Source organism: Marinobacter sp. B-12, from assembly GCF_056857915.1.
The window spans coordinates 133,830-158,029 of the sequence record NZ_JBSXOB010000061.1 but is presented as its reverse complement, the minus strand read 5'-3'; the positions used below and the strand labels follow the sequence as shown (position 1 = coordinate 158,029).

General features: G+C 57.5%; 28 protein-coding genes. 11 read left to right on the top strand and 17 right to left on the bottom strand.

Annotated elements, in window-relative coordinates; genetic code table 11:
- Window positions 1-48: 48 nt before the first annotated feature.
- Window positions 49-1,698: a fatty acid--CoA ligase gene (locus AC13D2_RS16050; RefSeq protein WP_300492744.1), complete on the top strand. Its 1,650-nt coding sequence runs from the start codon at window positions 49-51 to the stop codon at window positions 1,696-1,698.
- On the opposite strand, the gene AC13D2_RS16045 is transcribed toward AC13D2_RS16050, so the two are convergent.
- The 6 genes from AC13D2_RS16045 to AC13D2_RS16020 form a co-directional block, all read right to left on the bottom strand.
- Window positions 1,695-2,948, bottom strand: coding sequence for a D-amino acid dehydrogenase (locus AC13D2_RS16045; protein WP_300492746.1), 1,254 nt, complete (start codon window positions 2,946-2,948; stop codon window positions 1,695-1,697). The two genes, AC13D2_RS16050 and AC13D2_RS16045, sit on opposite strands and share 4 nt — an antisense overlap.
- A 61-nt stretch (window positions 2,949-3,009) precedes the next feature.
- Complete coding sequence (locus AC13D2_RS16040) at window positions 3,010-3,363, bottom strand: translation initiation factor Sui1 (protein ID WP_041332358.1); 354 nt, start codon at window positions 3,361-3,363, stop codon at window positions 3,010-3,012.
- Between the two features lie 38 nt (window positions 3,364-3,401).
- Window positions 3,402-3,926: a DUF4136 domain-containing protein gene (locus tag AC13D2_RS16035; RefSeq protein ID WP_041336342.1), complete on the bottom strand. Its 525-nt coding sequence runs from the start codon at window positions 3,924-3,926 to the stop codon at window positions 3,402-3,404.
- 78 nt (window positions 3,927-4,004) lie between these two features.
- The gene (locus AC13D2_RS16030; protein WP_041332355.1) at window positions 4,005-4,610 is read right to left on the bottom strand and encodes a YigZ family protein; all 606 of its coding nucleotides are present in this window, start codon (window positions 4,608-4,610) and stop codon (window positions 4,005-4,007) included.
- 57 nt (window positions 4,611-4,667) lie between these two features.
- Entirely contained in the window at window positions 4,668-5,990 is a 1,323-nt protein-coding gene (locus AC13D2_RS16025) for a HAMP domain-containing sensor histidine kinase (RefSeq protein ID WP_300492749.1), read from the bottom strand.
- Entirely contained in the window at window positions 5,987-6,673 is a 687-nt protein-coding gene (locus tag AC13D2_RS16020) for a response regulator transcription factor (RefSeq protein ID WP_041332353.1), read from the bottom strand. Before AC13D2_RS16020 ends, AC13D2_RS16025 begins: the two co-directional genes overlap by 4 nt.
- A gap of 189 nt (window positions 6,674-6,862) precedes the next feature.
- Between AC13D2_RS16020 and AC13D2_RS16015 the strand changes: the two genes are divergently transcribed.
- The 3 genes from AC13D2_RS16015 to AC13D2_RS16005 are packed head-to-tail and all read left to right on the top strand — an operon-like array spanning window position 6,863 to window position 9,139.
- Window positions 6,863-7,222, top strand: coding sequence for a hypothetical protein (locus AC13D2_RS16015; RefSeq protein ID WP_420389256.1), 360 nt, complete (start codon window positions 6,863-6,865; stop codon window positions 7,220-7,222).
- A 55-nt stretch (window positions 7,223-7,277) separates the two neighbouring features.
- Window positions 7,278-8,447 (top strand): GNAT family N-acetyltransferase, encoded by a 1,170-nt coding sequence (locus tag AC13D2_RS16010; RefSeq protein ID WP_041336341.1) that lies wholly within the window; start codon window positions 7,278-7,280, stop codon window positions 8,445-8,447.
- A gap of 41 nt (window positions 8,448-8,488) precedes the next feature.
- Entirely contained in the window at window positions 8,489-9,139 is a 651-nt protein-coding gene (locus AC13D2_RS16005) for a hypothetical protein (protein WP_041332351.1), read from the top strand.
- Between the two features lie 38 nt (window positions 9,140-9,177).
- On the opposite strand, the gene AC13D2_RS16000 is transcribed toward AC13D2_RS16005, so the two are convergent.
- Together AC13D2_RS16000 and AC13D2_RS15995 are read right to left on the bottom strand one after the other, a co-directional pair.
- A complete protein-coding gene (locus AC13D2_RS16000; RefSeq protein WP_300492754.1) occupies window positions 9,178-10,533 on the bottom strand; it encodes a nicotinate phosphoribosyltransferase in 1,356 nt (451 codons plus the stop codon).
- An 81-nt stretch (window positions 10,534-10,614) separates the two neighbouring features.
- A complete protein-coding gene (locus AC13D2_RS15995) occupies window positions 10,615-10,830 on the bottom strand; it encodes a dodecin (protein WP_007154494.1) in 216 nt (71 codons plus the stop codon).
- A gap of 188 nt (window positions 10,831-11,018) precedes the next feature.
- Here AC13D2_RS15995 and AC13D2_RS15990 point away from each other — a divergent pair, with 188 nt between their 5' ends.
- Window positions 11,019-11,852, top strand: a complete 834-nt coding sequence (locus AC13D2_RS15990; protein WP_292049819.1) for a DUF3750 domain-containing protein — start codon at window positions 11,019-11,021, stop codon at window positions 11,850-11,852.
- A gap of 89 nt (window positions 11,853-11,941) precedes the next feature.
- On the opposite strand, the gene AC13D2_RS15985 is transcribed toward AC13D2_RS15990, so the two are convergent.
- From AC13D2_RS15985 to AC13D2_RS15975, 3 genes are read right to left on the bottom strand one after another with little or no spacing between them, the layout of a single operon-like run.
- Complete coding sequence (locus AC13D2_RS15985; RefSeq protein WP_292049820.1) at window positions 11,942-12,265, bottom strand: AzlD family protein; 324 nt, start codon at window positions 12,263-12,265, stop codon at window positions 11,942-11,944.
- Window positions 12,262-13,005, bottom strand: a complete 744-nt coding sequence (locus tag AC13D2_RS15980) for an AzlC family ABC transporter permease (protein ID WP_292049821.1) — start codon at window positions 13,003-13,005, stop codon at window positions 12,262-12,264. The genes AC13D2_RS15985 and AC13D2_RS15980 overlap by 4 nt, the downstream gene beginning before the upstream one ends.
- Window positions 13,006-13,058: 53 nt before the next feature.
- Window positions 13,059-13,913, bottom strand: a complete 855-nt coding sequence (locus AC13D2_RS15975; protein WP_292049822.1) for an NAD-dependent protein deacetylase — start codon at window positions 13,911-13,913, stop codon at window positions 13,059-13,061.
- Window positions 13,914-14,148: 235 nt separating this feature from the next.
- Between AC13D2_RS15975 and AC13D2_RS15970 the strand changes: the two genes are divergently transcribed.
- A complete protein-coding gene (locus tag AC13D2_RS15970) occupies window positions 14,149-14,577 on the top strand; it encodes an organic hydroperoxide resistance protein (protein ID WP_292049823.1) in 429 nt (142 codons plus the stop codon).
- Between the two features lie 63 nt (window positions 14,578-14,640).
- On the opposite strand, the gene AC13D2_RS15965 is transcribed toward AC13D2_RS15970, so the two are convergent.
- Window positions 14,641-15,255: a LysE family translocator gene (locus AC13D2_RS15965; RefSeq protein WP_300492761.1), complete on the bottom strand. Its 615-nt coding sequence runs from the start codon at window positions 15,253-15,255 to the stop codon at window positions 14,641-14,643.
- Between the two features lie 47 nt (window positions 15,256-15,302).
- A complete protein-coding gene (locus AC13D2_RS15960) occupies window positions 15,303-15,884 on the bottom strand; it encodes a DUF1415 domain-containing protein (RefSeq protein ID WP_300492763.1) in 582 nt (193 codons plus the stop codon).
- Window positions 15,885-16,025: 141 nt separating this feature from the next.
- On the opposite strand from AC13D2_RS15960, the gene AC13D2_RS15955 reads away from it, so the two are divergent.
- A complete protein-coding gene (locus tag AC13D2_RS15955) occupies window positions 16,026-16,931 on the top strand; it encodes a haloalkane dehalogenase (protein ID WP_300492765.1) in 906 nt (301 codons plus the stop codon).
- Here AC13D2_RS15955 and AC13D2_RS15950 read toward each other — a convergent pair.
- Window positions 16,922-18,508: an ABC-F family ATPase gene (locus tag AC13D2_RS15950; RefSeq protein WP_292049827.1), complete on the bottom strand. Its 1,587-nt coding sequence runs from the start codon at window positions 18,506-18,508 to the stop codon at window positions 16,922-16,924. The genes AC13D2_RS15955 and AC13D2_RS15950 overlap by 10 nt on opposite strands.
- Before the next feature lie 195 nt (window positions 18,509-18,703).
- On the opposite strand from AC13D2_RS15950, the gene AC13D2_RS15945 reads away from it, so the two are divergent.
- Together AC13D2_RS15945 and AC13D2_RS15940 are read left to right on the top strand one after the other, a co-directional pair.
- Window positions 18,704-18,982, top strand: a complete 279-nt coding sequence (locus AC13D2_RS15945) for a peptidylprolyl isomerase (RefSeq protein WP_036209475.1) — start codon at window positions 18,704-18,706, stop codon at window positions 18,980-18,982.
- On the top strand, window positions 18,982-19,938 hold the full coding sequence (locus AC13D2_RS15940) for a succinyl-CoA synthetase subunit beta (RefSeq protein WP_292049828.1): 957 nt from the start codon (window positions 18,982-18,984) through the stop codon (window positions 19,936-19,938). The genes AC13D2_RS15945 and AC13D2_RS15940 overlap by 1 nt, the downstream gene beginning before the upstream one ends.
- Window positions 19,939-19,966: 28 nt before the next feature.
- Here the strand turns inward: AC13D2_RS15940 and AC13D2_RS15935 are convergent, their stop codons facing one another.
- Together AC13D2_RS15935 and AC13D2_RS15930 are read right to left on the bottom strand one after the other, a co-directional pair.
- The gene (locus AC13D2_RS15935) at window positions 19,967-21,145 is read right to left on the bottom strand and encodes a M24 family metallopeptidase (protein WP_300492769.1); all 1,179 of its coding nucleotides are present in this window, start codon (window positions 21,143-21,145) and stop codon (window positions 19,967-19,969) included.
- Window positions 21,146-21,219: 74 nt separating this feature from the next.
- Complete coding sequence (locus tag AC13D2_RS15930) at window positions 21,220-22,038, bottom strand: DUF2059 domain-containing protein (RefSeq protein ID WP_300492771.1); 819 nt, start codon at window positions 22,036-22,038, stop codon at window positions 21,220-21,222.
- 124 nt (window positions 22,039-22,162) lie between these two features.
- Here AC13D2_RS15930 and AC13D2_RS15925 point away from each other — a divergent pair, with 124 nt between their 5' ends.
- Entirely contained in the window at window positions 22,163-22,897 is a 735-nt protein-coding gene (locus AC13D2_RS15925; RefSeq protein ID WP_482938908.1) for a transglycosylase SLT domain-containing protein, read from the top strand.
- A gap of 20 nt (window positions 22,898-22,917) precedes the next feature.
- On the opposite strand, the gene AC13D2_RS15920 is transcribed toward AC13D2_RS15925, so the two are convergent.
- Entirely contained in the window at window positions 22,918-23,811 is an 894-nt protein-coding gene (locus tag AC13D2_RS15920) for a LysR family transcriptional regulator (protein WP_300492775.1), read from the bottom strand.
- 127 nt (window positions 23,812-23,938) lie between these two features.
- Between AC13D2_RS15920 and AC13D2_RS15915 the strand changes: the two genes are divergently transcribed.
- On the top strand, window positions 23,939-24,136 hold the full coding sequence (locus tag AC13D2_RS15915; protein ID WP_300492777.1) for a hypothetical protein: 198 nt from the start codon (window positions 23,939-23,941) through the stop codon (window positions 24,134-24,136).
- Window positions 24,137-24,200 lie beyond the last annotated feature (64 nt).

The following is a 24,200-nucleotide window of genomic DNA, read 5'->3' as shown; positions in this document are numbered from 1 at the left end:
TACCCCTCTTCTCGTTATAAATTAAACAATTGAGAGAGGCACCGAATCATGGCACAGACCCGCATCCTGAAGCCGGCAGACAACGCCCACCAATACCCGCTGCTGATCAAACAACTGCTTCTTTCCGGCCCCCGGTACTCTCCCGACCAGGAAATCGTTTACGCCAACCGCAGCAAGTACACCTATACCGACCTGGTTGAGCGTATTAACCAACTGGCCAACGCTCTCACCGACGCGGGCGTTAAACCGGGTGACACCGTCGCGGTGATGGACTGGGATACGCCCCGGTACCTGGAATGCTTCTTCGCCATCCCGATGATTGGTGCCGTATTGCATACGGTGAACGTGCGCCTGTCGCCCGAGCAGATTGTCTACACCATGAACCACGCTGAAGACGATGTGGTGATGGTCCACGATGACTTCCTGCCCATCCTGGAAGGCGTGAAAGACGAGATCAACACGGTCAAACACTACATCCAACTGAGTGACGAGGCACAAGCCAAAACCACATCACTGCCATCGCTCGGCGAATACGAACACCTGCTTGCCAAGGCCGCTAAAACGTTCGACTTCCCGGACTTCGACGAGAACAGCATCGCCACCACTTTCTACACCACCGGTACCACCGGGAACCCAAAGGGTGTTTTCTTCAGTCACCGCCAGCTCGTTCTCCATACACTGGCAATGACCGGCTCTTTGTCCGCGTATGATGAGATGCCGCTACTCAGGTCTTCGTCCGTTTACATGCCCGTGACCCCGATGTTTCACGTGCATGCCTGGGGTGTGCCCTACGCCGCCACCATGCTGGGCATAAAACAGGTCTACCCCGGACGCTATGAACCGGAACTGCTGGTCGACCTCCTCAAGGAGCACAAGGTGACCTTCTCCCACTGTGTACCAACGGTCATGCAGATGATGATGGCAACCGAATCCATCAAGACGGCCGACCTCAGCAACTGGCACGTACTGATCGGTGGCAGCGCCCTTACGCGCGGCCTGTGTGACGCCGGGGCCAGACTGGGCGTGTCCATGTACACGGGGTATGGCATGTCGGAAACCTGCCCGCTTCTCAGCACCACTCATCTGACAGCAGAGGATCTGGAACTGCCTCTGGAGCAGCAGACCTCCAAACGCATCAAGACAGGTATTGCGGTGCCCATGGTGGAACTGGAAATCGTGACCCCTGAGGGCAAACCGGTACCCCATGACGGCGAGGCCAAGGGCGAAGTGGTTGCCCGGGCACCGTGGCTGACCCAGAGTTACTTCAAGGAGCCGGAGAAAGGCGAGGAGCTCTGGCAAGGTGGCTGGCTGCACACGGGGGACGTGGCCAGCCTGGGGACAGACAACACACTGCTGATCAAGGACCGCATTAAAGATGTGATCAAAACTGGCGGTGAATGGCTGTCCTCCCTGGATCTGGAAAACCTGATCAGTCAGCATCCAGCCGTCGCTGGGGCAGCGGTTGTGGGCGTGCCCGACGAGAAGTGGGGCGAACGCCCCCACGCACTGGTTACCCTCAAGCCCGGAGAGGAAGCGTCACTGGACGATATCCAGAATCACCTGAAGCAGTTCGTGGATTCCGGTGAGATCAATAAGTGGGCCATACCGAACCAGATTGATTTCGTCGACGACATACCGAAAACGAGCGTCGGCAAGATCAACAAGAAACTGATCCGGGATCAGTTGCGGGAGCACTAAAGCCCGGTAAACGCAAAATCCACATCGGGGGTGCGACCGGCCACAATGTCCGCCAAAGCTGCCGCGGAACCGCAGGAATGTGTCCACCCCAACGTGCCATGGCCGGTGTTCAGGTAGAGGTTGCCGAAATGGCTCTTTCCGATGTAAGGCACGTTGGAGGGGGTCGCCGGGCGCAATCCGGCCCAGAATTCGGCCTTTTCCCAGTGCCCTGCATCGGGCATCAACTCTGCGGTGCGCCGGACGATCGCGCGGCATCGGGGCAGGTTCAGTTCGCGGTTGTAGCCGCTCAGTTCCGCGGTGCCTGCCACCCGTATACGGTCGCCCAGTCTTGAGTACACCAGTTTGTACTCATCGTCGGTAAGGCTGACGTTGAAGGCAGCGGCCTCGTTCTTCACCGGCACGGTGATGGAATAGCCTTTCGCGGGGTAAACATTCAGAGTCAGGCCCAGTTTTCGAGCGAGAGTAGCGCTGTAGCTACCCAGGCACAGCACGTAGTTGTCGGCACGAAGAATCTGGTGGCGGCCTTCGCGAATAATGTTGACTCCAAGTACCCGATCCTGAGTGTTCTCGAACCCCAGAATCTCGCTGTTGTAGAGGAACTCCACGCCGGCTCCCTCTGCTTTTTTCGCCAGGGCCTGGGTAAATTGACGGGCATCGCCGGATTCGTCTTCGGAGGTGTAGGTGGCGCCAGCAATCCGGTCTTTAACCGGAGCCAGGGCGGTCTCCAGTTCCACCGCCCTGTTGGCGTCAATCACCTGACGATCACACCCCAGCTCCCGCATGATGCGGGCTGGGTTCAGGGCAGATTCGAATTCTCCGGGGTTGGTGTAGAAATGCAGGATGCCTCTCTCGAGGTGGTCGTATTCAATGCCGATATCCTGTCGCAACGCCTGCAAATGGGTACGGCTGTAGATCCCCAGATTGACAATCTGTCGAATGTTATAAGCCGCCCGGGAAGCCGTGCACTGCTTTAGAAAAGCCATCGCCCAGCGCCACTGCGCCGGGTCCAGGCGGGGACGAAAAAGCAGTGGTGCATCGGACCGGGCCAGCCACCTGAGTATCTTCAAGGGGGCCGAGGGGTTGGCCCAGGGCTCCGCATGGGATACCGATATCTGGCCGCCGTTGGCATAACTGGTTTCGGTGCCCGCCTGATTTTGCCGGTCTACAACGGTGACGTCATATCCCTGCTGCTTTAGGAACCATGCGCTTGCAACACCAACAACACCTGCACCCAGTACCAGTACGTGCATTCACTTTCTCCGGTTGATCAAGTTCAGAACGCCTCATAGTATACATAAGAGTATACAAAACTCAGCCACCGGATCGCTTCACCGTCCAACCTTTTTCCTTTAAAAGGGGCACCAGCAGGTCTCGCTGGTCACCCTGGATCTCCACAGTGCCCTCCTTCACCGTGCCACCGGTTCCGCATCGGGCTTTCAACACCTTCGCGAACGCTTTCAGTTCCTTGTCGTCCATCGGGATACCGGTAATCAAGGTCACACCCTTTCCTTTACGCCCCTTGGTTTCCCGGCTGACGCGCACGACGCCATCACCGGCGGGACGAACCGGTTTCCCGCAGACGCATTCATCAACGGGGTGGCGACAATCCGGGCACATCCGTCCCTGTTCCGTGGAGAACACCAGTCCCCCAGAACGATTCTTCATAAACGGCCTCATGTTGTTTAAGAGCCCTGACGGGACACTCACGTCCCGGGAGGGTATTTTTCAAACATGTCCGCGACAATCTCGTCGATCAGCTCCCGCCGCGACTCGGTTGCCTGGTTCTCATTCAGGTAACGCCGGCTCGCTGCGCGCCAGACGACACGATCAGTCTCCGTATCGACCAGCTCCACCACCAGCTTGCCTTCCTGAATTTCGCGCACTGGTGGAGCCGACGACAACCCCCAGCCAAAGTTACCATGGCCAAAGCCGAAGCCGAGCCCAACACCGCTGCGCTCGAGACGCTCCTCCTCAACCACCTGCCAGGTGACAAGCAGATCCGCCTCGTTTTCTGCCACCTTACGCATGGCTTTTCGGTTCAGTTCCCTCTCGACCGCACTCTCTATCCGACCACCATCAAGCGAAGTGAACGACTGGTCCTTGCCCTTCGGTGCAAATGCCCAGGAACTGTAGCTACCGAAGACCGCGCTGGAATCGTAATCAGTGACTACGTTGCTGGCACAGCCCGTTAGGGCCATCAAAAACAGGGATACAAGGATAACTTTCATAATCTTGGTTGCCTCTTTCCATACTTCATTCATTAAAGTATACGCACAGTCGACACGAAGCGTTTCGCAAATGGTTCCTTAACGATCAAAACGGTAACTCATACCGCGAGCATCACAAAACGCCGTGAATTCCTGGTTCCGCGCCTCCACCAGGCTCACGTCAGCTGTTACGCCGGCGCTGTACCCAACGCGATCAATCTCTGCGCCGTTTTGGTCACACCAATGCCTGAGCGGCTGTTCATCTGCGAAGGTCATGGTCACCGTTACTCGTGACATGGGTTGCTGAATCACCCTTTCAACCCCCGAAAGGACAGCTTCAGTCGCCCCGGCATAGGCCCTGACGAGGCCGCCGGCCCCGAGTTTGATACCGCCAAAATACCGTATCACCATCACCAGCACGTCTCCCAGATCCTTGTGCTGAATGACACCGAGAATGGGCTTTCCAGCGGTTCCCGATGGTTCGCCATCATCATTCATCGCGGCTTCGGCGGCCGCGCCGGGCCGGCCTATCTGATAGGCCCAGCAGATGTGGCGAGCATCCGGGTGGTCTTTCCGGGCCTGTTCGAGCCATGTCTTAACGTCATCCCGGGACGAAACCGGGGCAACCCGGGCAATAAACCGGCTCTTTTTGATTTCTGTCTCCCGTTCCAGAAAGCCAGCGGGTATGGGGTAATCCTTGGGCATAAAACCAGCTCCTGACACACAGCCATCATGAGGCCGACACCAAGCCTTTTCTGCTTTTCAGCCAGCGGTGAAGAGCGGAAATCTCAACACCACCACCAAACCGTGCGGCTCGGTGTTGAACGCCTCTATCCGGCCATCATGGATGGCAACAATGTCCTTCGCAATGGCCAGGCCAAGCCCCCACCCCTTGCCACCGCGAGACTTATCGGCCCTGTAGAAGGGCTCAAAGAGATGGGGCAGAACGTCTTCAGGCACGCCTGGGCCTTCATCCCGTATGTCCACCAACAATTGCCGCTGATCACAGCGCAACGCAACATGCACCTTCTTTCCCGGCGGCGTATGATCCAGGGCATTCTGAAGGACATTGTCCAGTGCCCGCTGAATGAGCCCGCGATCCCCTAACAGCGACGTGTTGCGGCAGCCCTCATCCACCATAAGCTGGCAATCCACTCCACGGTGCTCGGCGTAGTCCGCCGCATCCCTCAGAACGTCATTGATCACCACGACCGGCTGCACGGCTTCCCGCTCGATGTCGCTTCCCTGCTCCGAGACCCGGTAAAGCGTCAGGATCTGGGAGGTCATCGCTTCCAGACGTTCATTCTGCCGCAGGATCGACGCCAACAGATCCGCATCCACGCTACCGTCACTGGCCAGCTCGATCGCAATACGCTGCCGCGTCAGTGGAGTTCGGAGATCGTGGGATATATCACGCAACAGGTGTGTCTGGCGCTCGAGCAAACTGCACAGTTGCTGGGTCATGGCGTTGAAGGCTGTCGCTAAAGCACCCACCTCATCCCGTCGATTCGCGATGCGATCGCTGACTCGAAGCGCGTTGTCACCTTCAGCGATCGCACGAGCGGTGGATTCCATGTGCTTCAGGGGGCGGGACACCAGGCGCGCAATCCACCAACAGGCGAGCGTGATGATGACGAACGCCAGCCCCAATTCCAGGAGACGGAACAGCTTGGGATCAAGCCAGCCTTCGCCATCCAGGCGGGGCCAGGCCACCAGGCGATGGTCCTCACCAACCTCAATAACCGCCGGTTTTTGCCGGTGCCAACCACCCGATTTCATCCGCTCGCGGATGGAGGAAGGCAGGTCGCCGTCGTTGCGATCCGCATCTATCAACAACAGGTGAAGATCCAGGCTCTTACCCTGCTCCTTCAGGAAGCGCCAGGCAGCGCCTCGGCCTTCATTCTCCCTGACCACCAGAGCCTCCAGCGCCAGTTCCCGCAGGCCGACCTGTCGCTCGATGGCTATTCGTTCCCGCTCCATCAGGGCACGGGTTGCCACATTGCTCATCAGCACTGTGACCGCCATAGCCAGCCAGATCGACAGGAATATCCGCCAGAACAGGGGAAACCTGAGCCGCCGGGTCATACTGGCACCCGATAGCTGTAGCCCAGCCCGCGTACAGTTTCGATTCGGGGCGGGTCATCGTTCCCCAGCTTTTTCCGAAGATTGCTGATGTGCATATCCAGGGTGCGATCATAGGCTTCCAGTCGACGACCCAGAGCCCACTGCATGAGGTCCGTCTTACGTACCACACTGCCAGCATGGGCCAGCAGAACCTGCAACACCTCGTATTCGGTAGCCGTCAGATCCAGCGCCATGTCGTTCTGACAGATTCGACGATGAACCGGCTCGACCCGCAAGTCGCCGTATGCCCTTGACTCATCCATCCCCACTTCCTGATCCCAGGCAACACGGCGAAGCAATGCCTGTAGCCTGGCGATGAGTTCCCGGGGATTGCAGGGTTTGGGTATGTAATCATCCGCGCCAACCTCAAAACCCACGATTCGATCCGTCTCATCGCCACGGGCGGTCAGCAGTACAACAGGGAGATGGGTTTTTGCCCTTAACTGACGCAGCACTTCCAGGCCACTGATATCCGGCAACATGATATCCAGCACTACCAGGTCGCAATGCTGGCCCAGTGCCAGTGACAATCCATCCTGACCGTTTGCGGCTTCTCTTACGGTAAAGCCCTGATTGGCCAGATAGCGGGACAGCAGTTCCCGCAACTCCTCGTCGTCTTCAACCAACAGCACCCGGTTCTGCATGGCAATCCTCCGTTGTGACTGAATGCAGTCTAACACGCTCCCGCAAGTCCACTGATTTGCATCATTTTCCTTTGCATAACCTTTACAGTTCGCTGACGCCGCCTGACACCAACCTCCGTTAGCATAGTCCCTGTGAGTTCAGACCGGGTCTGCTGGTGCAGGCTCATTTACAACACAGGAGAACACCCAATGAAACACATCACTTCCGGACGCATTGCTGGTGCTTTGATCGCCGCGGCCTTTTTCACCAGCCCCATGGCGATGGCCTCGGACCATGGCGACCACCATCGTGGCAAACACGATATAGCCGAAATGTGCGAGAACATGCGTGAAGGCAAAGGCAGGTTCAACGACGAAAAACGCCAGGAAAAATTGGACGAGCATCGTAATGAAATGGCAAATCGCCTGAAACTGACCGCCGAGCAGCGCGAGATCTGGGACGATATTCACGAGGAGAGGCGGGAGAAGCGCCGCGCCAGAATGGAGAAATGGCAGGAGAAAATGGAAAAGCGCTGTGAGCGCATGGAAAACCGTACTTCCGGGCAGTGATCAAACCCCGGGTTCTGACGTATGGTACTGGGTAAACCACGGAGAAGCCCTGACCATGCCAGAACCCGGTATCGCATCACTGACAATCCGCCCCGTCCAGTCGATTGGTGACATCCATCCGCAGGACTGGAACGGGTTTGTCGGCCCTTACAACCCCTTTCTTAAACACGAGTTCCTGCTTGCACTGGAAGAGTCTGGCTGTACAACCACCGCGACAGGTTGGCAGCCGGCCCATCTGGCGTTCTACCTGGACAACCAGCTAGCCGGAGTGGCTCCGGCCTACCTGAAAACTCACTCCATGGGAGAATACGTCTTTGACTGGGCCTGGGCCGATGCCTATCAGCGCTATGGCATGGATTACTATCCCAAGCTGCTGATTGCCGTTCCGTTTACACCCTGCCAGGGACCACGGCTTTTGTTCTCGGAAGGCCTTCGCCAGTGGATGACACCCGAACGAATCCACGATGCGCTGGATGCCACCACCACCCGCCTGGGCGCCCACTCCTGGCACCTGCTTTTCCCGGATCGCCAGGACCAGACATTGCTGGACAGGAGCGACCAGCTTCACCGTATCGGCTGCCAGTTCCACTGGCACAACCACGGCTACACCACCTTCGAGGACTTTCTCGCCCGACTGACGTCGCGCAAGCGCAAATCGATCCGTAAGGAAAGGAGACAGGTTGCGGATCAGGGCATTTCATTCCGACAGTTTTCGGGAGACGATATCCCGGACAATGTGCTCGCGGCCTTCCACGTGTTTTACCAGGCCACCTACCTGAAACGGGGCCAGCGGCCGTACCTGAACAAGGCCTTTTTCCGCCTGCTGAAAGACCGCCAAGCGGAGCAACTCCACCTGGTCATGGCGGTAATAGGGGGTGAGATGATCGCCGGCGCCCTGTTCCTGACGGGTGAAGATACGCTCTACGGGCGTTACTGGGGCTGCCTGGAGGAATTCGACCACCTGCATTTTGAAACCTGTTACTATCAAGGCATTGAACTGGCCATACGGCTGGGGCTGGCACGCTTCGATGCTGGCGCGCAGGGGGAACACAAACTGGTTCGGGGGTTTGAGCCGGTGATCACCCATTCCTGGCATGGCGTTATGCATCCCGGGTTTCGCGACGCCATCGAAAGGTTTACCAGCGAAGAAGCAGAGCATGTCATGGCCTATACTGAAGATGCCCTACGGGCGCTGCCGTTCAGACAAACCGAGCAGAACCAGTAGCGAGCCAGGGGTCGTGCAGACACTTACCGGAGCGGGCAGCCATGGATATGGACTACCTTTTCGACTTTCTCGCGACAACACAGCTGACGTTTTTCATCGCGATTGCCGCGCTCATTGTGGCAGTCGTCGCCCTGTTTTCGGCGTCCACCGCCAAACGGGCCGCAGCGGAACAAAGCGATACCGTCAAACAGCGCGTCGACAGCCTATGGCACGACATGGACGAAATACGCGTGTCCCAGTTCAACAGCCCCAGCTCCACGGAAACCGGAAACGCAATTGCCAGTGAGCAGTTCTCCGCTGAAAAAGCCGCTTACGAGGCCATCTGGCCCCTGGTCTGGCTACTGCACGACAAGCTGGGCATGTTTCTGCGTTCTGTGGAGTCTGATGAACCCGCCGGCGAATTACGCCTGGAAGCCCGCAAGGCGGCACTGGATGCACGAAGCACCCTTAACCGCGTACGTCCGTTTTGCCATGACGACATTGACGGGCTCATTACGCAACTGATTGATAACAATATAAGGGCCCACCTGGCCGCCTGCCATTTCATGGATCTACGCAAAGACTCCCTGTCGTCGAACACCAGCCATGAACGAGAGGTGCAAAAGGAAAAGTTCCACACGCTCTACGAGGGTCAGTCCCGCGAATTGCTGAACCAGTTGGTTGGCGCTATCAGACGGCGCATGCTTCGGTAAGCCCGGGCCACAGGAAATCTCACATTTTTGCCTTTCAGTCAGCCCCGAATCTTTGCCAGCGTGTCCCGCTGCAATGCCCTGAGAAAGTCGCTGATCAAAACCGGATTTTCATGTGCAGGCTCCAGCGAGCGAAACTGGCTCGGCAGGGCATCCACCGCCCGCTTCGCATTGTTCACTTGACTATCTAATGTCGGAATGGCGCCTTCGATGATCAGGCCTCGCTTCATGACCGGCTTCAATAGCGGCTCGCCATCAAACACTTCGTCCCGGCCGGCAACGACGTCCTGTGCCAGGCGGCCGTTCGGGTCAAGGCGACGGTAAACCTGCTTGCGGCCTGGGAACGACTGCTTGCCAGGGGAGTTTTTCATTCTTGGCAGGTCCGCGTACTCCGTAAGCTTGAAGGCAAGCTCCAATGCCGGCTCGTCGTTCGAGGCTCCGATAGCAGTGCCAACACCGAAGCCATCGATGGGGGCATTGTCAGAGACGAGCGCCGCGATCTTGTATTCATCCAGACCGCCGCTCGCCATGATTTTTAATTCGCCAAGGCCTGCCTCATCCAGCATGCGACGGCATTCAGCAGCCTCATCGGCCAAGTCACCGGAATCCAGGCGGATACCGCCAATACGCACATCTGGTTCTTCTTGCAGCCAGTTGATGATCCGCTCCACTGCAGAGCGGGTGTCGTAGGTATCAACCAGTAGTGTCGTGCCGGGGTAAAGTCGAGCATAGGCCCTGAACGCCTCCATCTCATCTGTACAAGCCTGTACAAAGCTGTGTGCCATGGTGCCGTGTACCGGCATGTTGAAATCCAGGCCCGCCAGGACATTGCTGGTTCCGGCCAGACCGGCGAATCGGTACGCGCGCACACCCCGATGTGCCGCATCCATACCGTGGGTGCGGCGCATTCCGAAGTCGACGACCGGCCGGCCTTCCGCCGCGGAAATCAGGCGGACCGCCTTGGACGCCAGCACGGATTCCAGATGCACATAGTTCATCACCAGGCTTTCCAGCAACTGAACCTCGGCAACAGGCCCCTCCACTTCCAGCAACGGCTCCTGAGGGAATACCGGCGTTCCTTCTGCAATCGCATGTAAAGAACCACTGAAGCGGAATTCCCGCAGCCAGTCCAGAAACTGGGGCTGGAACCTGCCCAGGGATTCCAGGCGCTTTATGTGTTCGTCGGTGAAGGCAAGAGATTCAATAATATGGGCCACGTGCTGCTGGCCACAGGCAAGAACGAAATTACGGTTCTCAGGAAGTTTGCGAAAGAAAAGACTGAACACCGCGTTCTCGTTCATGCCTTCGGCCCAATAGGCCTGGGCCATGGCCAGCTCATACAGATCCACCAGCAGCGGCAGGTCAGTCTCTTTTACAACCGGGGGTTGTTTCAACACAATTCCGCGCCCTCCTCCTCTAGTTGGATAGCGTCAAATGCGGAATAGTCATCCACTGAAGCTGGTCTAATCTACCGGATGTCAGCTTCCCTCAATCTTGAAGCCAATCTTGAGCACGACCTGATAATGCCCGACTTTTCCGTCGACCACATGGCCGCGCGTCTCCTGTACCTCGAACCATTCGATGTTACGAAGGTTCTTGCTGCATTCGGCAATCGCATTCTCAATGGCATCCTCGATACTTTTCTTCGAAGAGCCAACCACTTCCACCTTCTTGTAAACATGATGGTCGGACATGACGCCTCCTGCTCCAAAGACTGTGAGTGTCAGGCAAGTGCTTCGAATGCCTGTATTTTCAGCGTATACCAGTAAACCGTGACCATCAAATGGCCTGGCCGCTTGCTTCCTATGGAACTTTAAGGCTCAAATGAACTCAGAAATCGCTCGGTCGTATAGTCATCGTCATTGAACGTTCACGGAGTGAGATGAAGATCTTCAAACGCTGTTTTATCGGCATAACCCTGACACTGTCACTTCTGCTCGCCGGCCCGCTGTTCCTGGCCGCCTGCGCCAGCCTTCAGGACTCAGGGAGCTGGCGAACAGCAGATCGTTCCAGTGCGGGCATAGCTCCACGCCCGGAGCAGGAGCAAGCGGCCGTGGTTCAGGTCTACGGGGCTCGCGCCTATAACTGGCGGGGTTATTTTTCCTTGCATACCTGGATCAGCACCAAAGAGGCGGGTGCCGATGGCTACTATGTTCATGAAGTCACCGGTTGGCGTCACTACGTTGTCCAGTCGCGGCCAGACGACCCGGATCGTGCCTGGTACGGCGCGCCGCCGACGTTGATTGCGGATATTCGCGGTGAGCAGGCAGCGCGGATTATTGATCAGCTGGATGAGGTGATTGACCGCTACCCATACCCGACGGAATACACCGCCTGGCCCGGCCCCAACAGCAACACCTTCGTCGCCTGGGTGATCCGCCAGATTCCGGAAATGGACGTGGCCCTACCGAATCATGCGATTGGTAAGGACTATCTGGGAAATGGTGTCCTGTCTGAGGTACCTGGCGGCAGCGGTTATCAACTATCGCTCGGTGGTTATTTTGGTATTCTGGCCGGTGTTCGCGAGGGATTCGAATTGAACATCCTTGGACTGTCCATGGGCATCAATCCCCTCGGACTCGGTATAAAGCTTCCTGGTATCGGCGAGTTGGCACTGCGTAACACCAATCCGATGCCAGAGCCCGCGGATCTGGACGTTGAGACTGGTGCCGCTGAGGCGGCCGGGGCAGGAACGGTCTCCCAAAAAACGCTGTGAATACGTCCATGTACGCTTGGGCTCCGCCATCCATGGCTCCGCACATTTTTGGGAGACCGTTCCTGCCCCGTCCTGATTGGCAAATCGTCTTACAGTGCTGTGATTCCTAGGTAACGGACCAACCCCGCACTGGCAATACCGGCTGCGATAGCGGGTAGGGGCTTTTTCGTGGCGAGCATGATGATGGCGGTGACAACCAGCGCTGCCAATGAGCCCGCATCGCCGCTTACCGCCATGGGAACGATGATCGCGATCAGCACCGAACTAGCCATGGTGTTGATGAAGCTTTCGATGCGGGGGTTGATCGTTACGAACGACATCAGGAACACACCGCCGAAGCGCGTCGCCAGGGTGACAAGCGTCATGATGGCAATCAGGGCCATGGTTCCGGCAACCGTGGTTTCAACCGTCATGATGAACGTCCCTCCTCAACAGATTCCGGTGCTTCGGGCTTCTTTTCCATCCAGAAAAAACCAATGGCGCCACCCGCCAACGCACCGACAACCACGTGGGTATTGGGCGGCAACCACTTCCAGGCAGCCAGTGACGAGATCGCTGCAACCGTCCAGGCTACCAGTGTCCGCGGTGACTTGTTGCCTCCAAGCGCCATGGCCAGCAGGAAACAACCGAGAACCATATCCAGGCCCAGTGCTTTGGGGTTTTGCAGCAACCCACCGAAGTAAACGCCGAGCCAGGTTCCGATAATCCACGCCACCCACAGAACAAGACCGCCACCAAGGATGACTTCGAGGTTGCGCTTACCGCTCTGATATTCCTGTGCGGAAACAGCCCAGTTGGCGTCAGTCAGGAGCAGCAGTAAGCCATAGCGCCGACCCGGGGACACATCCCTGAGCATGGGGTACAGGGAAGCTCCCATCAGCAGATGGCGGGAATTGATGGCGAATACAACGGCCATCAACGGAATCAGCGACACCTCGCTACCCCACATATCGACAGCGGCAAACTGAGAGGCGCCCGCAAATACCGTAGTGCTCATGAGTATCGCCTGCAGTGGCTCCAATCCTTTCTGGATGGCCGCCAAACCAAAGGCAGCACCAAACGCCACCACAAATAGCGAGATGGGAAGAAGCCGGAAAAATTCCGCGCGGACTTTTTCGGGTTGAAGCTGGTAGGAATATGTATGAACGTTCATCTAAGCAAGCTAATGAAACCAGCCTCAGATGCGTATAGGTAGATGCCGAAGAGTCAGAGCTGGCCCAGGGTGTAGGCCAGGGTATCACTGATGCCGGCGTTAAGTTTCAGGTCCACCAGTGAATCGGCACGGGTACGGCCCAGGTTCAGTGTCGCCATGGGCTTGCCCCATTCCCTGGCATAGCGACAAAACCGAAATCCGGAATAGACCATCAACGACGAGCCGATCACCAACAGGCCATCACACGCCTTGAGCGTGTCCAGTGTGGACGTCACCCGGTCTTTGGGCACGTAGTCCCCGAAAAACACCACATCCGGTTTAAGGATGCCGTCGCAACATGGGCAGTCCGCAATGCGAAACTCAGAGAAGTCCACCTCCAGATCGGCATCACCGTCCGGCGCGGCACCGGCGGAATAATATTCAAATGTCGGATTCATATCCGCGCAACGCTCATGGACCTCGTCCCGCTTGCAGCGATATCCACAATCCATGCAGACAACCTCGTCAGCCCTGCCGTGCAAATCCGTTACCGAACGGCTACCCGCCTGCTGATGCAGGCGATCCACGTTCTGGGTGACGAGCAGGCGGCTGTAGCGGCGAAGTTCCAACTCAGCAACGCGATGATGCGCGATGTTGGGCCGCGCATTGCGGATGATTGGCCAACCAATCAGGCTTCGCCCCCAGTAACGCTGGCGAACCATCGTGCTTGTCATAAAGTCCTGGTGCTGGACCGGTTGTTTGCGTTTCCACGCGCCATCGCCATCCCGATAGTCTGGAATGCCGGAGTCGGTACTGACGCCGGCTCCTGTCAATATCATCAGGCCAGGATGCCGGTGGATGAAATCCGCCAGCAGGGCCCCCGCCTGCTCGGGAGAATGCAGCTCCAGTGGCTGGTCAGCGGCCGGCATTGTTACGCCTTTGACAGGTTTTTGAATGACAGGCATCACACTCACACTCGTTGGGGAACCCCTCTACTTTAGGGAGCAAACACGCCGCTGCCAATGGTAGCAACCGGAAAATATTCTGCTGAGAGCACAACGTCTTATTTATATTGTGCAAAACATAATTTTGTGCAACCATTGATCTGAAAATAAAGTCATCAACACAATATGCGCTGTAATGCGCACAAGGAGAGTCGAAAACATGTCTATTGAACAGGTTCTTTATCGCGCGTCAGCAGAAGCTACCGGTGGCCGTGATGGCCGGGCCATTTCCTCAGACGGCATTCTCGATGTTGAGCTGACAACACCGAAAGAAATGGGTGGTGCCGGCGGCAAAGGCTCCAACCCGGAGCAGTTGTTCGCGGCCGGTTATTCTGCGTGCTTCATCGGCGCCATGAAATTCGTCGCCGGCCGGGACAAGCTTCCCATGCCAGAGGATGCGTCCATTGAGGGTGTGGTCGGCATCGGCCAGATTCCCGGAGGCTTCGGGATTGAGGTGGAACTGAAAATCTCTCTACCGGGCATGGACGATAGCAAGGCGAAGCAGTTGATCGATGCAGCCCACCAGGTGTGCCCTTACTCGAACGCCACCCGCGGCAACATCGATGTCACTCTCACCCGGGTAGACTGATCTCGCCCCGGTCGGTCATCGACATCTGACGGCGGTGGCGCTCCCACCGCTGTCAGAACCCGGCTACACCAGTTTCGCGGTCTCCACGGACAGCATGGGAATCACCGACAGCGCAAGCAGCGCGCCCATGGTCCAGTTGAACATCCTTCGATACAAAGGCTTGTGCAGCAATTTCCGCAACCCTGCCCCACCAAGCATCCAGCTACCGACACAGGGCACGCTGACCAGCAAAAAGGTCAGCCCGATCCAGAATGACTGCTGCAGCACTTCGCCACTGCTGACCGTAGTGAACGTCGCCAACGCGCCAACCGCCATAACCCAGGCCTTGGGATTCACCCATTGGAAGGCCGCCGCCTGAAGGAACGACAACGGCTTGCTCGTTTTCTCACCGTCGATCTCTGTGGCTGTGGTCGCGATTCGCCAGGCGAGATACAGCAAATAGGTTATGCCAAGAATCTTGATCACCAAATGCAACTGCGGAAATGCTTCAAACACTTTCCCCAAACCCAGGCTGATCGCAACCACCATGGCGGGAAAGCCGATACAGATGCCGAGGTAATGAGGCAGCGTTCGCCACACCCCGAAATTGACGCCCGATGTCATGATCATGATGTTGTTCGGGCCTGGCGTTACCGTCGACACCAGCGCGAACAGCAGTACACTGAGTAAGATTTCCATATTCTTCGCTGCGCTCCCTGTTTGTCATTGATGATGACTTATCCTACTCAGCGTTTGGAAAGGGAAACAGATTCAGAAGTGCGATTTTTTGACCATAACAGTTTGCCGATTCTGCGCATGTGTTCGACACCCAGGCGGTTCATCAGCTCGATATTCCGCTCCGGTATCGATTCCGTTCCCGGGTAGCTGGCAATGGCTCGTTCAAGGCTGTCCTCCCTCAACAGATGCAACATCGGATAGGGAGAGCGATTGGTGTAGTTTTCGGCGTCGTCCGGCTGGGTGCCGCCAAACTGGTAGTCGGGATGGAAACTGGCCAACTGGTAGATACCGTCCAACTCCAGATGCTCGATGAGGCCCTCGGCTGAAGCAAGAAAGTCATTGTATGCCATGAAGTCCGTCAGCACTTCGGGATGCACAAGCAGCGTTGTCTCAACCTCCGGATGCTGATTCAGATGCGTCAGTTCCTCCTGTAGTGCGATAAGCAGAGCCTCTTCAGAGTTGGCATCCGTAGCCACAAAGCGAATGCGCCCGCTCACCAACTCCCGGCGAGCAAATGGACACAGATTGAGACCAATGACCACCTCCGACACCCAGCGCTGCGTGACGGCCAGAACCGTATTACACTCCAAGTTGAAACTCCCATACGCTAAAAAAAGGGAAAGGGTGGCGAAAATGCTGCCAAAGTACCGAAAAAGACCGACACAGCCCGTGCAAGTCGTGATACGTTAAGCAAGCTTACAATAATTCCGTGACGGATGCCGGAGAACACGATGAACGCGCTGCGAACACCTGACAAACGATTTGAACGCCTGCTGGATTATCCTTTTGCACCACATTATCTAGAGGTGGGCGGACTGCGCATGCACTACGTCGATGAAGGCCCCTCCGACGCCAGCCCGGTGCTGATGATGCACGGCGAGCCTTCCTGGTCGTACCTCTACCGCCATATGATTCCCATTTGCGCAGCCGCAGGGCACCGGGTGATAGCGCCGGACCTGATCGGTTTTGGTAAATCCGACAAACCCACGGACATCAACGCGTACAGTTATCAGAGCCACATGGACTGGATGCAGGCGTTTCTGGAACAGACCGACCTGCAAGACATCACCCTCGTATGCCAGGACTGGGGATCTCTTCTCGGCCTGAGACTGGCGGCGGAAAATCCGGAGCGGTTCCGTGCCATCGTCGTGGGCAATGGGATGCTGCCTACTGGCGACCAGCCCGTGCCCAAAGCGTTCCAGCTGTGGAAGAACTTCGCCCTATACAGCCCCTGGTTTCCCATTGCCCGCATTATCAATACTGGAAGCTTCCGCACGCTCGGCCCCGACGAACGCCGTGCCTACGATGCGCCGTTTCCCAACAAGAAGTATAAGGCCGGTGCACGCGCCTTCCCGAAGCTGGTGCCGGTAACGCCGGACGATCCTGCCAGCGAATCGAATCGCGAGGCCTGGAAGGTTCTGGAGCAGTGGAAGAAGCCGTTCCTGACCACTTTCAGCAACGGCGACCCAATCACCCGGGGCGGCGACCGTTATATGCAGGAGAGAATTCCCGGCGCAACGGGCCAGCCCCACACCACCCTCACCGGCGGACATTTCCTTCAGGAGGACTCACCGGTTGAGTTTGCGGGAGCCATCAATAGCCTGCTGGCCCGTCTGGACGAAAGCGATCAGACGTAACCCTGGCTTCGCAGGTAGTCGTCGTAACTACCGCTGAAGTCGGTTATGCCGTCGGCCTTCAGTTCAATAATTCGAGTGGCAAGGGATGACACAAACTCCCGGTCATGGCTGACAAACACCAGCGTGCCCGGGTAATTTTCCAGCGCCAGGTTCAGGGCCTCGATGGATTCCATGTCCAGGTGGTTGGTGGGCTCGTCCATCAGCATGACGTTGGGCTTTTCCAGGATCAGTTTGCCGAACAGCATGCGGCCCTGCTCACCACCCGAAATAACCTTCACCGATTTACCGATATCATCCCCTGAAAACAGCATGCGGCCGAGGGTTCCCCGAACCAGTTGTTCTCCGCCAGTGGTCCATTGCGACATCCACTCGGTCAGATCCATGTCCTCATCAAAGTCGGCGCCGTGGTCCTGGGCGTAATAGCCAACCTGGGCACTGTCGGTCCACTTAACATCACCGCTGTCAGGCGCCATGGCGCCGGCCATGCACTGCATCAGTGTGGTTTTGCCAATGCCGTTGGGCCCGATGATGGCCACCCGTTCCCCCGCTTCGATCTGCAGATTCATTCTGTCGAACAGCGGCCTGCCATCGAAGCCCTTGGTGAACTCCTTTAGCGTTACCGCCTGGCGATGCAGCTTCTTGGTTTGCTCAAACCGGATGAACGGACTTACCCGACTGGACGGTTTGACCTCCTCCAACTGGATCTTGTCGATCTGACGAGCGCGGGAGGTCGCCTGCTTGGCCTTGGAAGCGTTGGCGGAAAAACGACTGACAAACTGCTGCAACTCGGCGATCTGGGCTTTCTTCTTGGCGTTATCCGACAGCATGCGCTCACGGGCCTGGGTGGCAGCGGTCATGTATTCGTCGTAGTTGCCCGGGAACAGCCGAAGTTCGCCATAATCCAGGTCCGCCATGTGGGTACACACGCTGTTCAGGAAGTGGCGGTCGTGGGAAATAATGATCATGGTGCTGTTGCGGGCCACCAGGATATTTTCCAGCCAGCGGATGGTATTGATATCCAGGTGGTTGGTGGGCTCGTCCAGCAACAGGATATCGGGGTCGGAGAACAATGCCTGGGCCAGCAGAACCCGCAGTTTCCAGCCTGGTGCAACAGCGCTCATGGGGCCGTTGTGCTGTTCCAGGGGTATATCCAGGCCCAGCAGCAGTTCGCCAGCGCGGGCATCGGCGGTATAACCGTCCATCTCGGCAAACTGCACCTCCAGGTCCGCCACGGCCATGCCGTCTTCCTCACTCATCTCTGCGAGCGAGTAGATGCGATCCCGCTCGGCTTTTACACGCCAGAGCTCTTCGTGGCCCATAATGACCGTATCAATCACCGAGCAGTCCTCATAGGCAAACTGGTCCTGACGCAGCTTACCCAACCGCTGGTTCTGGTCCACCATGACCTGACCGGCTGACGGCTCCAGGTCACCACCGAGAATTTTCATGAACGTGGACTTGCCGCAGCCGTTGGCGCCGATAAGGCCGTAGCGATTGCCATTGCCAAATTTGACGGACACGTTTTCGAAAAGGGGTTTGGCCCCGAACTGCATGGTAATGTTCGCGGTGGATATCAAGAATAGACCTACTATAAGAGTGAGGACCGGGCACGGACCGGTGAAAGAAAAGCCGGCATTGTACAGGTTTGTGGCCGAAACCGTGAGACAGCAGAAACACGGATAAAAAGCGCTTGCCTCAACGGCCCAGTGCGGGCAGCATTTCACCCTCGGTCATCGCAACATGATCCTCAATCGAAAAAAGGAAACCACACCATGACTCAGGCAACCGCGCGTCACATCCTTGTAGACAGCGAAGCAAAGTGCGAAGAACTGAAGAAAGCCATTGAAGGCGGCCAGGATTTCGCGGAAGTAGCGAAGCAACATTCTTCCTGCCCCTCTGGCCGCAACGGCGGCGACTTGGGCGCTTTCGGCCCGGGCCAGATGGTTCCGGAATTCGATAAGGTGGTTTTCAGTGGCGAAGTGAACAAGGTGCTCGGCCCGGTGAAAACCCAGTTCGGCTACCACCTTCTGGAAGTGACCAGCCGGAGCTGATGGCCTTAAACCTGCCGGCGTACCGGCCTGCCCGCAACACCCGGATACTCCGGTATCTGGCGTTTGCGGGCATGATTCTGATTGCACCTCTGTTTTTTGTCGGCGGCCCCGGTTGGTCCGATGGGCCGTTGTTCAAATCAGCCTGGAATCTCGGGCACATCCTGTTTTTTGCTCTGCTGACGCTCGCCATTCAGCCCTGGCGGATCTGGACGGGCTGGTTTCTCTGGGGCATTGGCACCCTTGTCGTACTCATGCTGGGCACTGGCATCGAACTGCTCCAACACGGAACCAGCAGACAGATGGACTGGCACGATATCCTCCGCAACCAGATAGGCGTGTGGACCATCCTGGCCGTGCGGCCACATGCCTCGCTCATCCGGCAAACAAGGCCTTTAGCCTTGCCCCTGAGGCTCATTGTGGCTGCGCTACTGGCTGCAGAGATCGGCGCCACGGCAAAGGTCGCCATTCAGCAGTACCACGTCAGTCAACTGCCGCCTGCACTCTACGACTTCAGTCAGCCAGATCCCTCGCCATTCTGGGATGGCGTCATAGAGCCAGTAACCGACCATGCCATGGACGCCCATAACCGCGCACTCAGGATATCCCTGTCCACAGCGCGTTATTCCGGAGTTTCTCTCCACAATTTACCCGACGACTGGCGCGACTATGACCACCTCATCATCGACTTGCACAACCCTCAGGACCACCCATTGCCAATGGTACTAAGAATCAACGATATGGAGCATGATCTGGGCGACAACAACTACAATGACCGCTTCAATACCCGCCTCACCCTGGCCCCCGGCCCCAACCGATTCGAACTGGGCCTCGACAGGATCAGGTCAGCCCCCAAAGGCCGGTCAATGAACATGCAGGCCATCAGACGGCTGATCCTTTTCACGGTTGCACTACCGGAGCCCAAGACACTCTACCTGCGTGAAATTCGACTGGAATGAGGGTCATCGTCCACCGGGAGGCGATTGATCAGTTCAGCCGCCAGGGATTGGCCGTCAGCGCTTCGCCGCCATACTCACCCACTAGTACCGTATCGCTGCAACCCATGCCCCATTGCCCCGGAATCCTCAGGCATATGGGCAGGTGGAACACCATCCCCGGCTGGAACACCGTCGACTCTCCCCGGGCGATAAAACCGGACCCTTCCACCCATGAGGGGGGAAACTGTGCCCCCACCGTGTAGCCAAACACCCCGGAGAAAAACACCTCACTGGCCAGTGGGGCCATAACCTGCTCCGCAGCCCTGGCGGCGGAATCGAAAGTTTGACCCGGCACCATGGATGTCTTGAGGGTATCCACCACGCGACGACAACCGTCAAAAACGGCCCGCATCCTGGCCGACGGCTGACCCGCCACCAGCGTACGCATCATCGGTGCCGTGTAACGTTGCCAGGCAGCACCAAACTCGAGGAACACCGTATCGCCGTCTTCGATCCGGCAGCGCTTGTGATTGGTGTGGATGACACTGCTGCGCAGCCCGACCGTTACGATAGGCTGCATGCTCATGAATTCACTGCCGCCCGCCAGAAGGCTTTCGGCACCGACGGCTGCGATGTCGTTGTCGGTCATACCGGGGCGAATGGCCGCAGCCGCGGCTTCGATACCCTGCCCCGTAATACGGGCACTCTGCCGCAGGCAGTCAATCTCCGCCGGTGATTTCACGATACGGATGCTTTTCAGCAGGCCGGACGCATCGACAAACGGCGTATCCGGAAGTCGCTGTTTGAGCCCCTCCAGGACCCCCTGGCGGAGGGAGCCATGCCAGTAATCAACGCCGACCTTACCGCCGTGCCCGGTCAGCGCGTGAGACAGGGGATCCAACACATCGCCTACACCTTCCCAACGGTAACCGATAACCTGATCTACCCGGGTCGTCACCATGGCGGGACCGGTTTCGATCGAGGGCACCTGAAGGGTAAGCGTGTCGGCCGTGACCACCAGGGCAACATGAACGGACACTTCAAAGGTACTGTAACCGGTCAGATAAAACAGGTCGGACGGGTCGGTTAACAGCACGGCTCCGAGCCCCCCCGCAAGCATTTTGGCGCGAACGTGTTTGAGACGCTGTTGGTACTCCGCCTCGGGAAAGGGGCATTCCCGGCCCCTGAGTTCGGTGGCCAGGGTTTGCTGGTAGGCATTGAAATCCATGGGGCCGTCTCCGCTGTGGAAAGTTACTACTGGAGACTGGACCCAAAACAGAGGCTTTTCAATCTTTGGCGGTGTCAACGCGGATTAAAAAAGCGCACCAACTGGTTGCCGATGGATTCCACCGGTTCTGTGATCGAGCGTTGAACGCTGTTGGTGACTGTGCGGGTGAATGCCGAGCCGGCATCACTTTCGAGGAACTCAATGTACGCCTTCAACTCGGAAGGGCTCAGATCCTGATAGGTGTAGAGGTAGCCATCGTAAACCTGCTGGGCGACCATACCCCGCAACATGCCACGTTGATTCTCGATTTTTTGCTGAAGCTGTTCGAAGGTCGGGCCCTTGCTACCGTTGAACGCCGCCATGGCAGAGGCCAACCCCAACTGCACGGCGACGGTGGTGTCCACGGCACTCTCCGTTGCACGGGCGGCCCGGTCAAAGCGTGTGAACAGTTTGGCCCTTTCGCTGCCCTTGTATTCCGCCTGCAGCGCCGCCGCATTGGCTTCCACCTGCTTCCACGAGTCAGGGTTCGAGGCGGCCACCTCGGCCCGGGAAATTTTCTCTGCCAGCGGTGTTTCATACCACGCCAGTACCGAGTTCAACTGCCCCTCGCTGAGCCCCTGATCCAGATCCTCGACCAGCCGCGCGCGAATCTCGGCAACGCTGAACGCATTACTCACAACGCTGCTGATGGTGTTGGCAACAAACGGCTCAACCCGTCCGCTTTGTTTCAGGCCCTGGCGGATGCCCTGGCTCATCATCGCCGGGTACTGGGCGACAACCTCATCAATGGGCGACACCCGGAGCACCGAGTCCGCCAGTGGGCTTGCGGTGGCAGAACCGCAGACCAGCAAAAGAAAAAGTAATGCCGGTTTAACTTGGGATAGTGCGCGCATGAATCTAGTATCCTCTGGTAACGAGAATCTCGTTATGCCATGGAGCCGGCTGAAGCTGCAAGCAAAGCTGGCCAGTAACAGATGACCATTTTGTAGTGTGGAGTGACAGGGCCCGGTCCCGCCCATGAAGAAACGCCGTAATCGACCGAAAAACAGACGACTTAGCCGGCTTAAAAGCAACCGGGTGAAAATCTGGAAGTCCCGAATGCGGTGGTATGGCTTGCCAACGCTGGGCTTGGGGTTGGCAATCACCATTGTCGCCATCATGCGTTTCAGTCTGTTGGAGCCAGACCCACCGGCAAACCCGGACGACGTCTGTGAGATTTTCCGTGAGCATCCGGTATGGTACGACTATGCCAGCCGTTCGAAGGAGCGCTGGGGCACTCCGATTGCAACGCAGTTGGCTTTTGTTTACTACGAATCGTCGTATCGCAGCCACGCCCGTCCACCACGGACCCGCCTGCTGGGGTTCATTCCCTGGCGCCGGCCAACATCCGCCTACGGCTACGCCCAGGCGCTCGACCCGGCGTGGGCCGAGTACCTGGCCGCAAACGGAGACGGTCTGTCCGTGGTACGAACCAACATGAAATACGCACTCGATTTCGTGGGTTGGTATAACCACCTGACCCAGAGAGAAGTGGGCATTCCTCTCACCAGCCCCGAGAAACTTTACCTCGCCTACCACGAAGGCAGAACCGGCTACCAGCGACAGAGCTACCTCGCCAAGCCGGAGGTAAGGTCATTGGCCACTCGGGTCCAGAACCGGGCATTCCGCTATGACCGCCAACTCCAGACCTGTGAGGAGGAATTCCAGTGCTGGCGTTTCTACCAGTTCTGGCCCTTCTGTGGTGACTGGTAAGCCCGGATAATGATTCGGCGTCAGCTCCCGCCTTCCACCTGGGGTGTCAGTTGGGTCAGCCTGGCGGTCAGGAACTCCATCACAATCCGTACCCGTGCCATTTGTTGCGTGTCGTGGTTCACCATCAGCCACAGGTCAACGCCCTCGCCTTCGAGTGGCTCCGACAGACGCGCTAGCTCCTCCGTGCTGTCGCCCAGGTAGCAGGGCAACGCCGCCAGCCCTGCCCCTGCCCGCGCCAGGGCATGCATGGCCTGGAGACTGTTGCAGCGGATGATGGACGACGCGTTCTTCAAGTGCTTGCGATACCACCGCCCCGCTGCCAGGTGGCTGAAGCTCTCATCCGGCAGAATCCAGAGTGCCTGCTCCGGCGAATGTTCAAGATCCAGGTCGGCATGGCGCTTACGGTAGCTGGCAGCTCCGTAGATGGCCGACTCAATTGTGCCAATGCGCTCCCCTTCCAGTGTGGCCTGGGGTTTATTTACCGGCCGCAGCGTCAGGTCTGCCTCGCGGTGGCTTAGGTTCAGCACATCGTTGTCGGTGAGCACTTCCAGTTCGATGTCCGGATACTCCCGGACGAGCTCCGCAATCATCGGACCGATAAGGGCATTCACCATGGTGTCGGTCGCCGCCAACCGGACCTTGCCGACGGGCGCAGAATCCCGCCCGACCAACTGCCGTTCAAGATTTTCCATATCGGCGGCCAGCCTTTCGGCTTCGCGGAACGCGGTTTCACCCACGGGTGTGAGTTGCAGACCATCCCGATTGCGCTCGAAAAACTGAACGCCCATCTGCTCTTCCATCTGGTCCAGGCGGCGAAGCACCGTGGTCTGGTGAACGCCCAGCATCTCACCGGCTTTGGCAAGGGTTCCCCCTATTGCCAGGGCATGTATATATCGAAGATAATCCCAATCCATAGACACTGCACATTTGCAACATGAGTACGGAGTTTAACGTATTTAAACTGCAAATACGAAGCCGTACACTTGTTTATATAGTCAGCTAACCAATATTTTTAATCCACCAGATAAGGAGGAAGGCGCTATGACTCAAGACCATATCGCAACCGTACACCCACTGCCGTCAAGTATCCTCCACAACAGTACTGAGGTCAGGCGCCAGCATACCCGTGCAGCTGCAAAGCAGGCGGTACAGGTTATCAGTCGGAAAATGAGTTCCTTGAGAAAGAGGGCAGCAACCGCGTCGCCGGAGATGCCCCAGATGATGCAGGGCGAGCACTAAGCCCATCCCTGTAGGGGAAAGTAAGGGAAGACAGATTTCGAAAACACCGGCGGGCCAGGATATC

Coding starts and splice junctions, on each gene's coding strand:
- AC13D2_RS16010 (WP_041336341.1), top strand. CDS start 7,278: ATGCCAGAACCCGGTATCGCATCACTGACAATCCGCCCCGTCCAGTCG.
- AC13D2_RS16035 (WP_041336342.1), bottom strand. CDS start 3,926: ATGAAAGTTATCCTTGTATCCCTGTTTTTGATGGCCCTAACGGGCTGT.
- AC13D2_RS16005 (WP_041332351.1), top strand. CDS start 8,489: ATGGATATGGACTACCTTTTCGACTTTCTCGCGACAACACAGCTGACG.
- AC13D2_RS15945 (WP_036209475.1), top strand. CDS start 18,704: ATGACTCAGGCAACCGCGCGTCACATCCTTGTAGACAGCGAAGCAAAG.
- AC13D2_RS16045 (WP_300492746.1), bottom strand. CDS start 2,948: ATGCACGTACTGGTACTGGGTGCAGGTGTTGTTGGTGTTGCAAGCGCA.
- AC13D2_RS15990 (WP_292049819.1), top strand. CDS start 11,019: ATGAAGATCTTCAAACGCTGTTTTATCGGCATAACCCTGACACTGTCA.
- AC13D2_RS15975 (WP_292049822.1), bottom strand. CDS start 13,913: ATGCCGGCCGCTGACCAGCCACTGGAGCTGCATTCTCCCGAGCAGGCG.
- AC13D2_RS15970 (WP_292049823.1), top strand. CDS start 14,149: ATGTCTATTGAACAGGTTCTTTATCGCGCGTCAGCAGAAGCTACCGGT.
- AC13D2_RS16050 (WP_300492744.1), top strand. CDS start 49: ATGGCACAGACCCGCATCCTGAAGCCGGCAGACAACGCCCACCAATAC.
- AC13D2_RS15925 (WP_482938908.1), top strand. CDS start 22,163: ATGAAGAAACGCCGTAATCGACCGAAAAACAGACGACTTAGCCGGCTT.
- AC13D2_RS15935 (WP_300492769.1), bottom strand. CDS start 21,145: ATGGATTTCAATGCCTACCAGCAAACCCTGGCCACCGAACTCAGGGGC.
- AC13D2_RS15985 (WP_292049820.1), bottom strand. CDS start 12,265: ATGACGGTTGAAACCACGGTTGCCGGAACCATGGCCCTGATTGCCATC.
- AC13D2_RS16015 (WP_420389256.1), top strand. CDS start 6,863: ATGAAACACATCACTTCCGGACGCATTGCTGGTGCTTTGATCGCCGCG.
- AC13D2_RS15930 (WP_300492771.1), bottom strand. CDS start 22,038: ATGCGCGCACTATCCCAAGTTAAACCGGCATTACTTTTTCTTTTGCTG.
- AC13D2_RS15995 (WP_007154494.1), bottom strand. CDS start 10,830: ATGTCCGACCATCATGTTTACAAGAAGGTGGAAGTGGTTGGCTCTTCG.
- AC13D2_RS16040 (WP_041332358.1), bottom strand. CDS start 3,363: ATGAAGAATCGTTCTGGGGGACTGGTGTTCTCCACGGAACAGGGACGG.
- AC13D2_RS16030 (WP_041332355.1), bottom strand. CDS start 4,610: ATGCCCAAGGATTACCCCATACCCGCTGGCTTTCTGGAACGGGAGACA.
- AC13D2_RS16020 (WP_041332353.1), bottom strand. CDS start 6,673: ATGCAGAACCGGGTGCTGTTGGTTGAAGACGACGAGGAGTTGCGGGAA.
- AC13D2_RS15915 (WP_300492777.1), top strand. CDS start 23,939: ATGACTCAAGACCATATCGCAACCGTACACCCACTGCCGTCAAGTATC.
- AC13D2_RS15965 (WP_300492761.1), bottom strand. CDS start 15,255: ATGGAAATCTTACTCAGTGTACTGCTGTTCGCGCTGGTGTCGACGGTA.
- AC13D2_RS16025 (WP_300492749.1), bottom strand. CDS start 5,990: ATGACCCGGCGGCTCAGGTTTCCCCTGTTCTGGCGGATATTCCTGTCG.
- AC13D2_RS15955 (WP_300492765.1), top strand. CDS start 16,026: ATGAACGCGCTGCGAACACCTGACAAACGATTTGAACGCCTGCTGGAT.
- AC13D2_RS15940 (WP_292049828.1), top strand. CDS start 18,982: ATGGCCTTAAACCTGCCGGCGTACCGGCCTGCCCGCAACACCCGGATA.
- AC13D2_RS15980 (WP_292049821.1), bottom strand. CDS start 13,005: ATGAACGTTCATACATATTCCTACCAGCTTCAACCCGAAAAAGTCCGC.
- AC13D2_RS15920 (WP_300492775.1), bottom strand. CDS start 23,811: ATGGATTGGGATTATCTTCGATATATACATGCCCTGGCAATAGGGGGA.